The organism is Chitinophagales bacterium (assembly GCA_020636535.1).
Lineage (GTDB): Bacteria > Bacteroidota > Bacteroidia > Chitinophagales > JADIYW01 > JADJSS01.
The window spans coordinates 998,485-1,011,409 of record JACJXT010000011.1; the positions used below are offsets into that span (position 1 = coordinate 998,485).

The window sequence follows — 12,925 nt, forward strand, 5'->3', positions numbered from 1 at the left end:
GCTGTTATTTTGTTAGTGCAACACTTCCAGTTTTTGTCGTAATTGTACCATTAGTACAACTTATTTGTAGTATATAAGTGTATGTATCTACTTCGCTCATTTGATTTTTATAAAAGCCAGTCCAACAATTTTCAATATGATTCGATTCAAAAACTAGCTCACTCCATCTATTAAATATTTTCAAATTATACGAAACTAAATCTTCTGCTGTTGGCGAAATCAATTTGAAACAATCATTAATGCCATCATTATTTGGTGTAAATGCATTTGGAATAGCAATATATTCACCATCGCAAATATTAATTACTTCAACCAAAATACTGCTTTCTCCTTTACAGTTATTATTGTCAGTTACTGTTACAATATAGTTTGTTGTAGTACTAACTATTGCAGTAGTGCTAGCTTTGTTCGGATAAGTGATACTGTCTGGTGGAAACCAATTATATCTAATTATATTTGTTGCATCTGTGAGTACATCTAAGTGAATTACAGTTTCTGGTTTCACTTTTGTTCTATCACTTAAAGCTTCAACTATTGGGTTTTCTAAAACGGTTAAATCAATTGTATCTTCTACATAACAATCACTACCATAATTTATTGTAAATGGAATAGCTTGTGTAATATCACCTACAACTTTTACAATACTAGAATTATTATACACTGAATTTTGGAAATATAAAATATAATCTGAATTGGTATTTGTTTGAATTTGCAAGTTAATAGTTGTGTCTTCACCGTGACAAATTACTACACTTGGTGTTTGATAATTTGCTTCATTAACAGCCATTGGTATAGTATTACTCGTAGCTGTCTGACTAGTAACACAATTTAAACTACTAGTCATTTTTACACTTATTTTATCATTGTTATTTAAAGTAGTAGTACTAAAAATACTATCGTTATTTCCTATAGATTGATTATTTACAAGCCATTCAAAACTCGGATTATTACCACCAAAAGTATAATGAGCATTAAAAGTGGCTTCTTTATTTTTGCAAATATTATTAGAAACTGAAATTATATTTACTGTTGGTGTAACTGGTGTATCAATGTTAACCGTAATAGTATTACTAATTCCAGTTCTTGTAGCATAACAACCAGTGCTGTTATCTTTAATAATTACTTTTACTAAATCATTATTATTAAAATTAGAATAAGTAAATGTATTACTATTGTTGCCTATACTATTATTGTTGAGATACCATTGATAAGATATATTGCTTCCTACATTACTTGGTGTAGCAGTAAATGAAATAGTACTTCCTTTACATACATTATTTTGATTAGCAGATATTGCAACAGATGGCAATAAATTTGGATTAATAATTGCAGTTATATCACTAGTGTCTTTAGTCTTAGTTAAACATACATCAGTAGTATTAGTGAGTACTACTTTAATATTATCGTTGTTATTTAATGAATCTGATATAAATGTATTACTACTATTGTTTAGTAATTGATTATTTAAATACCATTGATATATTGGATTGCTTCCGCCATTTGTTGGCGTAGCTGTAAATATAATTTGTGTACCATCGCAAACATTGTTTTGGTTTGCAGTTAAATTTATATTTGGAGTTTTTGTAGGAGTGATAGTAACTTTAATAATATTACTAGTAACAGCATTGCTAGAAACGCAACTTCCTGTATTACTCATTACTACTTTAATTTTATCATTATTGTTTAATGTAGAAGCACTAAATGTATTACTATTAGTACCTGTAGCTACATTATTTACATACCATTGAAATGTTGGATTACTTCCGCCATTTATTGGCGTAGCAGTGAATGTAATATTTTCTCTAGAGCAAGCGGTATCTTTACTAGCACTTATAGTTATAGATGGCATAGTTGGACTACCAGCTGTAATTATTATAGTATCTTTTGTAGTACAGCCATTGGCAGTAACTGTTACAATATATGTACCACTGCTATTAACAGAAATTGTTGGCGTATTAGCACCAGTATTCCACACATAATTTGTAGCATTTGGTGTGGTAGCATCTAGTATTAGATTGTTGTTAGAACAAATAGTAGTATCATTTCCTAGAAAAATTTTTGGCTTGTTATAACTAAAGCCGATACTAGCGACATCAGAAATATTACCACAGTTGTCAGAAACATTACCTACTAAATTAAACAGATAGTTTTCGTTTATAGGAAGTGCTGTAGTTGCAGTAATTTCAAATTCATCGAAATAAGTAGCACCATTAGTACAACCACTTACAATTGTACCAGTATAATTTCCGTTTGTACCTTGAATAATAAAATCGCTATTGGTAAAGCTACTACAATCTATATTTTCAGAAAAAGTGAGTTTTAGTTTCCCATTACAATCTATAGCTATAGATTTAATTGTTGGTTTAACATTATCATACATACTAGCCGTTGATGCACTAAAATCTAAGCTATAACCACTAGTAGAGCCAGTATAGTTATTTATAACTAAAGCTAGTGTTTGACCAGCGGTTACTGGAATTGAGCTATTAAATGGTGGACCATATTGATCTGTATTTGAGCTTAAATTAGGATTAGTAGTAGTCCCTGTAGCACCAGAAGTTGCTGAATAATTACAACTAATTTCTAAAGCTGGATTTGTTTTAATAGCAGAACAAGGATGATTGGTGATATCAAAAACAGCCCAGTCATAGTCATCTGAAGGTCGAACTGGAGATATAACAAAGTTTAAATTTCCACTTTGTGTTACAGTAATTACATACCACACAGAGTTTTTTTCACCATCTTTTAAACAAGAAGCATTACCATTAATTTCATTACCACCAGTACCTATTCCTGTTTGGTGTGGATATGGTCCAGATTGTGAAATACATACTGGTTGTGCATTACTACAATTTTGTTGTGGACTAGGTAAAAAATTTAGAACAGAAATAGTTTTTTTATTATTATTTTTTACATATTTATAATAAACAAAATTATTTATATTAGAATAATCAAATCTATATTCTTTTTGTGCATATCCTAAAATAAATACAAAAATTAGGAAAAATAAATTGATACATTTTTTTGTCATTTCTTAAGCAGTAACTTACTAAGATATAAAATTTATTCCAACAAAAGTCCTTTTAGCTTCATCGCATTGTATTGATTGTCTTCATTATTAAAAGCTTCCTGAATATTTTTCTTCTCTTGATTGGTTAAATGAAAAGTCATAGATGCTTTTTTGTTGGCAGCACTTGGTTTATAAGTAAAATCTAAAACGGTAATGTCTTGCTCAATCATATTATCTAGCGTAGCTAAAACTTGGTCAGAGTTATAATTTTGTAGTACCATCATATTAGAAAAAATACTACCTAATGGCGAAGTCAGTTCGTCCATATAACTCGATTTCGTGTCTTTTTTCAAGGACTTTAATTTGTCATCTACTTTAACTACTACAAATATAACTCCAGAAGTATTTTCATCTACCCAATCACTAAAAGCACTTAAAAATCGTGAAGAGACCAACCAACCAAAATTATCTCTAATACCAGCATCTAGTGCTTTGGTACTAGGATTAGTTGGTAAGTATACGCTTGGCAAAATGTATGGATAAGTTGCATTCATTCGCAATGCACTTACAAAATTAACGCTGTCTGCACCAACACTACTAAAGTAATTTCTAAAATCGTAGCAGTCTGGAGAAATATAATCATCTGTATTTTGATTGGTTAACAAATATGGCTTTACCATAAAACTAATGTTGTGTGGCGACATTAACGCTAGTCTTTGGTCGTTAGCAATAGTAGAAGCCAAAATCATCATAGGAATTTCTGCTTTTTGTTCTGCTTCTTTATAATCGCTTATTGATTTGTTGAGTAAGAAATTGGTGTTTTCATTAAAACATAAATCAAACATATATGCTCTATCTTTATTATATTTTTCTCCATTGTATTCAAATTTTCTCCATGGATAAAAAACATCATTCATTGCAATAGAAGAGGCAATACCATTTAATATATCTTTTCCTATATTATTTAAATAATTTTCATTTAAAACATTAATGCTATCGTTGTGTAAGCTTAAATTATTGAGTTCTCTATAGTATGCAGCACCGAGCATTCCACCAGAAGCACCACTAATTAAAGAAGTATGTTTGAAAAATTGTTGTTTGGTCAATTTATCTAACTCTTGTAATACAAGGAAAGTCCAATAGGATGCTTTTAAACCACCACCAGCACAATTTAATAAAATGAGTTTTGGTTTATGGTTGGCTCTGTTTTTTCTTTTCCATCGATTAAGAATTTTCGTAGTATATAAAATATCTTTATTAATAGATGCTCTAGAAATACTTTGATCTAACTCTTCGTTACCATAATTTAATGGTGTTTCATATTTTAATCCAGCTAGTTTATGATTATATACTACTAAATTATATTTAGAAAGAAAATTTAATAATGCTATAAGTATAATTACGGCAACAAAGCTCCAACCTCTAAACCAAAAAGTAATAAAAGTCATAAATACCATAAAAACAGTTGCCAACATCATAAAAGAAGCACCAGCTGGAATTCTAAAAATTGGATTTTCTATTAAACTTCCTAGTACAATTAATATGGCAATACTTACTAGAATAATTACAAATGCATTTCTATGGTGTAGCAACATTACTCTTTGTACTAAGTTTTTGTCGTAGAAAGATTGTCTTTGTAAACGATTAATTTTCCAAGGATAATGCCAATAAGAAGACACGCTCCATTGGTCGCTCTGCTCAAATTCTGTATCTAAACTTAGCTTTTCTAGCTTTATATTTTTAAGTAGTAAGTTGTTTTTAGATTTCTCAGATAGCTTTTCTAAAAAGGTTTCAATATCATCATTAATATAAATAAAATATATAGTATAAACTATTATCATTACTAAATTACCTAAACACAAACCAGCTATATTTAAGAGCAAAATTTTTAGGTCATTTATTTCTTGTTGATGATAGAATTTAATGAGCATTACTAAATAAGTTATAGTAAATGCAATTGGAATAATAATATTATTGAAGCAAAATCGTACAAATGGTTTAGAAACAGATGCTAGAAATTCAAATCTGTAAGAATTTAATATATAAAAGCAAACATTCCAAGCCATAATAAAACCACCCATGCCTAATCCGATAATGAAGAAGCTTAGAAAGCCAACTTCGCCTAAATATTCTGGATCGAGTAAAAGTAGTTGAGCACCGTATTTTTCCATAAAAGTTCCAGAAACAACTGAGAAAAATAGTACCCAAATAATTGTAAAAAATAAATATTTTTTTATATGCAATAATAGCAACTGTATTGGAAAAGAGTATCCAAGTAATTGGTAAAGTTTTTTTATTTGTTGTACGATTTTAGTTTTTTTCATAGCAACCTACATCTGGAATTGTTGTTCGTGATTGTCCACTCAAATCGGTTAATGGATAAGGAATTAAATTGCTTCCTGCATCAATACAAGGAGAGTTGTCCTTTAACCTAAAATCGAATTTAGTAATGTTTTCAAACTCTGGATTATTATTAAAGCAGTTTTGGAATGTAGGTAATGATAATAAATTTTCATTAGTATTTTTTATACAACAATTAATAAAATTATGATATAATAAATGTGTATTATTGTTGTCATCGTCTAAAACAATTTCTTCTTCTAGTGTGCCATATAAAATTGAATTAGCAATATATATATTGGTAGAATCTGCTTGTAATGGTGCTTGGTTTTCATCGTAAACAAAATAATTACTGGCGTAAAACAGTGGTGTTTGGCTATGACTGATATAAGCATTTCCACCTGCGTAAAAAGTACAATTGGTAAAAGCATAGTTTCCACCATAATATAAACCTAGTACATTTTGTGCTGCACCATGCACTAATAAGTTTTCGCCATTGATGATAGCATTAAATCCAAAGATTCCATAGAATAAATTATTATATATTTTAGAATTACTTATGTTTACAATTGGTGCGTTATTGATATTTACATTTTGTAGTGCAATTAAATTTTGTTCAGCATTATCTGTAGTAGAAATATTACCTGCATTTATACCATAGCTAGAGTTTCGTAGGTTTAAATTGTTGATATTTCCTGTGCTATTTCTCAAGAAGAAAACACCAAGCCATTGTCCAGGATATTTGTCGTAAGCAGTACCACTTATGTCATTATCTAATCGGTAACCTCTAAATGTAACAGCTTCAGAGGTATCATTTCCACCATTAATTGTTAAGTTGCCATTGACAAGCAGTGCTGCACTTCCACCAAAATAAACCGTACAATTTTGATTGATATTTAATGAAGCTCCAGCATCAATATATAAATAATTCAATATAACAAAAGGCAAGTCGTTATTCCAAGTGGTATTATTGTAAATCGTATCACCATCAAAAAAATGAGCATTTTGTCCATATGCTTCTAATATCACTTGCTGTTGTTTGTTATTGCTAAAAAATTGAATAGAATCGTATAATACAAAAGGTAAATTATTTGTATTTGGATCAATAGTTACTTCAACAAAGACATAAATACTATCGTTTGCAGGAATTTCTATATTACTAAATGAAGTACCAGCATCTCCATCAACATTAATTCTATAACTACTATTGGTGCCACCAGCCAGTTTTATTTCATCAATGATTACAGGATTTTTATCGGTGTTTCTAATCGTGAAAAATTTTGTAGTAGAACCAAGCGTCGTAAAAATAGTATCAAACTTAAGCGTATCGGTAGAAAACGAAATAATGTCTGTACTAAATTTATCTTTTTTACAAGACGACGACATTATTATCATTCCTACAAAAAGAAAAACGAAAATACTATATTTTGTTACATGTTTCATATATTATCTTGATTACATTGCGTAGCAAATCGTTGCAATACTGAGTTCACAATTTAAGTTATTTTTTAAAGTTACACTACATGCTTCTAAAGTTGCACCTGTAGTTAAAACATCATCTACTAGTAAAAAATGATTGCCAGCAATTTTTGTTTTGGAATTAATTTGAAAAACTTCAGCCACATTGTCCCATCGCTCCATTCTATTTTTCTTAGTCTGACTTGAATTATATTCTTTTCTTATTAAATAATGATTTATAATTTTTGTATTCAATACTTTGTTAATGCCTTGTGCAATATATTCTGATTGATTATAACCTCTTTGATGTTGCTTTTTTGGATGCAATGGAACAGGAATTATAGCATCTATTTTTTTTTGTTTATGTAGCGTCATTAATCTTTCTCCAAGTAGTTGTCCAATATAAACGGCTAATTCCTTTTGATTATTATATTTTATTTGATGCATGATATTTTGAACACCTTCATGCTTAGAAAAGAATAATAAACTCGTAGCAAAATTTAAGTCTACTCTACCTTCAAAAACTTGTTCTACTGGATTTCCTCTAAACGATTCAAAATTAGTGAGTGGTAAATTTAAAGAACAATGCAAACAAATATATGTTTCTTCTTTAATCAATGCATTATTACAACTCGGACAAATTCTAGGAAAGAAAAGTCGATAAGCATCGGAAAAAATAATATTAGAAAACAAAGACATATTGAGCAATAAATATACTTAATTGAATGGATATTGTACGATTTTCTTTTGCTTTTTAAATTTTAAAATTAATTTTAAGCAATGAGTAAAGTTAAATCGGTTTTTGTTTGTCAGGTTTGTGGTAGTGTGGCTTCTAAATGGAGTGGCAAGTGTAGTAATTGCGGCGAATGGAATAGTTTGGTAGAAGAAATTGTAGAGAAACCAAATAAAAATCAACATCCAGCATTATCTAGTAAAACGCTAAAGTCGTATACGCTTGATGAAGTTCCTGAGCAAGATAATTATAGAATTATTACTACAGACAATGAACTAAACAGAGTGTTAGGTGGTGGTATTGTGCCAGGTTCTTTAGTACTTTTAGGTGGAGAACCTGGCATTGGAAAATCGACTTTATTGCTACAAATGGCATTACAAGCAAAAGGTTTAAGTGTGTTGTATGTTTCTGGCGAAGAAAGTGAACGACAAATTAAAATGCGTGCAGATAGAATTAGTTTTAATAATGAAAAATTATATTTGTTTACTAATACTATTGTAGAAAATATCATTCACCAAATAACACAATTAAAAGTAAATATGGTGGTGATAGATTCTATACAAACACTACAAACACAATTGATAGATGCTGCACCTGGAAGTATTTCGCAAATAAGAGAAACAACACATATTTTACAACAATATGCTAAACAATATAATATACCTATTTTTATTATAGGTCATATTACCAAAGAAGGAATCATTGCTGGACCAAAACTATTGGAACATATGGTAGATACTGTGTTGCAGTTTGAAGGTGATAGAAATTATAATTATAGAATTATTAGAACGATTAAAAATAGATTTGGTTCTACTGCAGAATTGGGTATCTACGAAATGCAAAGTAGTGGTTTGCGACCAGTGAGCAATCCTTCAGAATTATTAATTACAGAAAGAGACGAGAAGGTGAGTGGTATTGCTATTGCTGCAACAATTGAAGGCATGCGTGCTTTATTGGTAGAAGTACAAGCTTTGGTTTCGCCAGCAGTTTATGGAACACCACAACGCAGTAGTACTGGCTACGATTTAAGACGACTCAATATGTTATTAGCAGTTTTAGATAAACGATGTGGTTTTAAATTTGGCACTAAAGATGTGTTTTTAAATATAGCTGGTGGTTTGCGTATAGAAGATCCTGCAACCGATTTGGCTGTTGTTGCAGCGTTGTTGTCTTCTTACAATGATATTGCAATAGATAATTTAGTTTGTTTTAGTGGTGAAGTTGGATTGAGTGGTGAAATTAGAGCAGTGAACAAAGTAGATATTAGAATTGCAGAAGCAGAAAAATTAGGTTATCATACAATATATATATCAAAGTACAATAAAAAGTTAGATAAAGTAAAAAGTAATGTACAGTTACTTAAAAATGTAATAGAATTTTATAAGTTGCTGGTATAATTCCTACAACAAAAAAACTCAGTGCATTAAAAAATACACTGAGTTAATTATTTTGATTTGAAGAATGGTTGGTTAGACATCAACCACTGATATATTAGATAATCAACATGGCATCACCATAAGAATAGAAGTTATACTTTTTCTTAATGGCTTCTTTGTATGCTTCTTGTATTAATTCGTAACCAGCAAAAGCAGATACCATAATTACCAAACTAGATTTTGGTGTATGAAAGTTAGTAATCATACAATCTGCAATGGTAAAATCGTATGGTGGATGAATAAATAAATTTGTCCAACCTTCCATTGGTTTTAATAATTTTTCGGCAGAAACAGCAGTTTCCATAGCACGCATACTTGTAGTACCAACGGCACAAATTCTTTTTCCGCTTTGTTTTGCTTTGTTTACAGTATCTACACAGTTTTGTGCAATTTTAAAATATTCTGCATCCATTTTGTGTTTAGATAAATCTTCTACTTCTATAGAACGAAAAGTACCTAATCCAACATGTAGTGTTAATTCACCAAACTCAATACCTTTAATTTCTAAGCGTTTCATCAACTCTCTACTAAAATGCAAACCAGCAGTTGGAGCTGCAACAGCACCTTCTTCTTTAGCATAAATTGTTTGATAAAATTCTTTGTCTAGATCTTCGGCATCTCTTTTAATATACTTTGGTAATGGTGTATTACCTAGAATATTCAATCGCTCTCTAAATTCTTCGTCAGTACCATCAAACAAGAAACGAATTGTTCTACCTCTAGAAGTTGTATTGTCAACTACTTCGGCAACTAAAACATCATCGCCAAAATACAATTTGTTACCAACTCTAATTTTTCTAGCAGGATCTACCAATACATCCCATAGTTTTAAATCGTGGTTGAGTTCTCGTAGTAAGAAAACTTCAATTTTGGCACCAGTCTTTTCTTTATTTCCATACATTCTTGCAGGAAATACTTTCGTGTTGTTTAATACCATCACATCGCCTTCATCAAAATAGTCTAACACATCTTTAAAAATTTTGTGTTCTATTTTTCCAGAATCTTTGTGTACTACCATTAGTTTACACTCATCTCTGTTCTTGTTCGGATACAGAGCAATGCTTTTTTCAGCTAAATCAAAATCAAATTGAGATAATTTCATAATTAATTATTTTACGGAATAATTTTAAAGGTGCAAAAGTAATAATTTATACTTTTATAATTAACTAAACCAAAAAAATAATTAATTGTTTACCTTTGAGCCGTGCAACAAGTAATTCGTTTATTTTCGGAGTCATTAAAACTAACATTGCAACAACTTTGGGCAAATAAACTGCGTACTTTTCTGTCATTATTTGGTATTAGCATTGGTATTTTTAGTATTATTTCTATTCTTACAGCAGTAGATGCACTTAAAAATAATATCAACGACTCTATTAATAGTTTAGGTGATAATATTTTGTTTGTAAATAAATGGGCTTGGACTTTTGATGGACCAAATGATTATCCTTGGTGGAAATATTTTGAACGACCCAATGTAAAGTATAACGACTTTATTTATACTAAGAATAAAAGTACACTTGGTGAGTACTTTGCTTTTGAAAAAAGTAGTAACTCGCAGCCAGAATTGGCGTATAAAGACAATAAAACGCATAGTGGCGATGTTGTAGGCGTATCGGCAGATTATGCTAAAGTATTTCAGTTTAATTTAAGTAGTGGACGATTTTTATCTGCGATGGAAGTGAATAACGGAATTGCTGTTTGTGTAATTGGAGAAGAAGTGGCTGAAAAATTGTTTGATAATGTGCCAAATCCTGTAAACTACGAATTAAAAATTGCTGGAAAACCTGTAAAAATAATTGGTATTATTGAGAAAAAAGGAGAGGACTTACTTGGTTTTAATTTTGATAAGTCGGTTTTAGTACCTTTAAGTTATTATAATAGATATATATCTGGTGATGATGATAATGCCAATACTACACTTGAAGTTAGAAGTAAAGAAGGTGTTTCCTTAGATGAATTAAGAAATGAATTGATTGGTATTATGCGAGCGTCTAGAAAGCTAAGACCAAAACAAGATGATGATTTCTCTATTAACGAGATGAGTGTACTTGCTAATGGTTTTAATGATTTATATTATTACTTAGGAATTATTGGTGGAATTATTGGTGGTTTTGCTACACTTGTTGGTGGTTTTGGAATTGCCAATATTATGTTTGTTACTGTTTCTGAAAGAAAACCATTAATTGGTATTAAAAAAGCATTAGGTGCAAAAAACAGAGATATTTTATTAGAGTTCTTGTTTGAAGCTATCTTTTTATGTGTACTAGGTGGTTTAATTGGTTTAGGAATGGTAGCTATAGGAACACATTTTGCAACAGAAGCTTCTGGAATGGATTTTGCTTTAAATGCTAAAAATGTAAATATTACTTTTATAATTTCATTTGCACTAGGTATTTTATCTGGAATAATACCAGCAATGATGGCAGCAAAACTAGATCCTGTTGAAGCTATTAGAAGTTAGCTATTAGTCATTGGTCATTAGTTGATGAGTAGTTTTTCTGTTTTGTTTTGTCCATCTACTTGATATTGTAAAAAATATAATCCTTTTTGGTACTGACTTAAGTTAATGGTCTTGCTATCTTGATTTAATTGAACTAAATCTTTTACATTGCCAACAGCATCTAATAAATAAACATCAACAATTTTGTTGGCAGTATTATTGGTATGTAGTGTGATGAAATCTTTAGTTGGATTTGGATAAAATTGCACATTTGTAATCGTGTTTTGTTGTCCTCCTTTTAAAAGTATAATTTCAGAATATTCAGAAGTATTGTCTAAATAATTTGTTTTTAATCTATAATAATTAATATTATTAATATTGAAATCGTAGAAGTTATAAGTTAAAGGTTCACTAGAAAAACCACTAGCATTAACCGTTCCTATACTATAAAAATTAATTCCATCTATCGATTTTTCTATTTCGTAGTAACTGGTATTTGCTTCAGATAAAGTTTGCCATTCAATTTTTGCATTATTATCAATAGCATCTACCTTAAAATAACTTAAGTCTATAGGCAAAACTAAGTTCACAATTTCGTCTGCTATAGAATATTTTAAATCTCTACCACTTATAGTAGATGCATATGGAATTACTGATGTAATTTGATTATGACATCGAATAGAAAAACAAAACTCTACTTCTATTTCCCAAGCTGGCGGCAATCCACATTTTTCATCTACATCAAAGAACATTCCAGTATATCCTAAAGGAATACAGCCCATGCTACTATCTTGAGAAGATAAGACTTGAGCCGATTCTAATTGAAAACAAAAAGCATTAAAACTCAAATTGGCTACTGGCTGAATAAAAATCAAATCGGTTGAATCGAGTTTTGAAAAACCAAATTTAGCATTAAAACATATCTGTTGATTGGCTGTATCGAATGAAGAAAGTGTATTGGTATAGATAAATCCACCAGAGCTAGCACTAATTTCTCTTTTATTTTTGATGATTGGTGTAGTATCTAAGAAAAAGAAATGACTACCAATGTCTGAAACCATAAACACAATTTGAGTTTGATTGACACCACAAGGATAAGTACAAAACCAAAATAAAGTATCTTTTGCTCCAGTAGCAAGACTGTCTTTTACATTTAGTATAGGTAACTGACCGCCAGCCAAACCATATCCAATAGTAGTAAAGTGAGAAAGTGTAACGGTTAAGTTATGATAGGTACTATCTCCAATATTTTCTACTACAATGCCAACATAGGCAGCTCTTGGTCCTATGTTTAAATAACACTGATTATGATCATAGTGAAAATATTCTCCTGAAATGAGTTCTAGGTTTATATCTTCATCAACGCTTGAATAAGCAATACCGCTACTTAACAGTAGTATAACTATGAGTAAATAATTTCTGAACATTAGTAGTTTTTATGTGCCTACAATGTAAAATATTTGTTAATAAAAGTCAAATTATATTAGCACTTTTTTTAATATTAC

Annotated in this window: 8 protein-coding genes; 2 read left to right on the forward strand and 6 right to left on the reverse strand. The window is 30.0% G+C overall.

Annotated elements, in window-relative coordinates; all coding sequences use genetic code 11:
- Window positions 1-4: 4 nt before the first annotated feature.
- Genes H6553_04675 through H6553_04690 form a run of 4 tightly spaced genes read right to left on the reverse strand, consistent with a single transcriptional unit; the run spans window position 5 to window position 7,507 of the window.
- Complete coding sequence (locus H6553_04675; protein MCB9033110.1) at window positions 5-3,031, reverse strand: gliding motility-associated C-terminal domain-containing protein; 3,027 nt, start codon at window positions 3,029-3,031, stop codon at window positions 5-7.
- 32 nt (window positions 3,032-3,063) lie between these two features.
- Entirely contained in the window at window positions 3,064-5,334 is a 2,271-nt protein-coding gene (locus H6553_04680) for a hypothetical protein (GenBank protein ID MCB9033111.1), read from the reverse strand.
- Window positions 5,321-6,793, reverse strand: coding sequence for a hypothetical protein (locus tag H6553_04685; protein MCB9033112.1), 1,473 nt, complete (start codon window positions 6,791-6,793; stop codon window positions 5,321-5,323). Before H6553_04685 ends, H6553_04680 begins: the two co-directional genes overlap by 14 nt.
- 12 nt (window positions 6,794-6,805) lie before the next feature.
- Entirely contained in the window at window positions 6,806-7,507 is a 702-nt protein-coding gene (locus H6553_04690; GenBank protein ID MCB9033113.1) for a ComF family protein, read from the reverse strand.
- An 81-nt stretch (window positions 7,508-7,588) separates the two neighbouring features.
- On the opposite strand from H6553_04690, the gene radA reads away from it, so the two are divergent.
- On the forward strand, window positions 7,589-8,938 hold the full coding sequence (radA, locus tag H6553_04695; GenBank protein MCB9033114.1) for a DNA repair protein RadA: 1,350 nt from the start codon (window positions 7,589-7,591) through the stop codon (window positions 8,936-8,938).
- Between the two features lie 94 nt (window positions 8,939-9,032).
- Here radA and queA read toward each other — a convergent pair whose 3' ends face one another.
- On the reverse strand, window positions 9,033-10,079 hold the full coding sequence (gene queA / locus H6553_04700; GenBank protein ID MCB9033115.1) for a tRNA preQ1(34) S-adenosylmethionine ribosyltransferase-isomerase QueA: 1,047 nt from the start codon (window positions 10,077-10,079) through the stop codon (window positions 9,033-9,035).
- 102 nt (window positions 10,080-10,181) lie between these two features.
- Here queA and H6553_04705 point away from each other — a divergent pair, with 102 nt between their 5' ends.
- A complete protein-coding gene (locus tag H6553_04705; GenBank protein ID MCB9033116.1) occupies window positions 10,182-11,441 on the forward strand; it encodes an ABC transporter permease in 1,260 nt (419 codons plus the stop codon).
- A gap of 17 nt (window positions 11,442-11,458) precedes the next feature.
- Here the strand turns inward: H6553_04705 and H6553_04710 are convergent, their stop codons facing one another.
- Window positions 11,459-12,847 (reverse strand): T9SS type A sorting domain-containing protein, encoded by a 1,389-nt coding sequence (locus H6553_04710; GenBank protein MCB9033117.1) that lies wholly within the window; start codon window positions 12,845-12,847, stop codon window positions 11,459-11,461.
- Between the last annotated feature and the right edge of the window lie 78 nt (window positions 12,848-12,925).

Bases quoted from the DNA above. Each gene is read 5' to 3' on its own strand.
- H6553_04675 (MCB9033110.1), bottom strand. From the start codon at position 3,031: ATGACAAAAAAATGTATCAATTTATTTTTCCTAATTTTTGTATTTATT.
- H6553_04680 (MCB9033111.1), bottom strand. From the start codon at position 5,334: ATGAAAAAAACTAAAATCGTACAACAAATAAAAAAACTTTACCAATTA.
- H6553_04685 (MCB9033112.1), bottom strand. From the start codon at position 6,793: ATGAAACATGTAACAAAATATAGTATTTTCGTTTTTCTTTTTGTAGGA.
- H6553_04690 (MCB9033113.1), bottom strand. From the start codon at position 7,507: ATGTCTTTGTTTTCTAATATTATTTTTTCCGATGCTTATCGACTTTTC.
- radA (MCB9033114.1), top strand. From the start codon at position 7,589: ATGAGTAAAGTTAAATCGGTTTTTGTTTGTCAGGTTTGTGGTAGTGTG.
- queA (MCB9033115.1), bottom strand. From the start codon at position 10,079: ATGAAATTATCTCAATTTGATTTTGATTTAGCTGAAAAAAGCATTGCT.
- H6553_04710 (MCB9033117.1), bottom strand. From the start codon at position 12,847: ATGTTCAGAAATTATTTACTCATAGTTATACTACTGTTAAGTAGCGGT.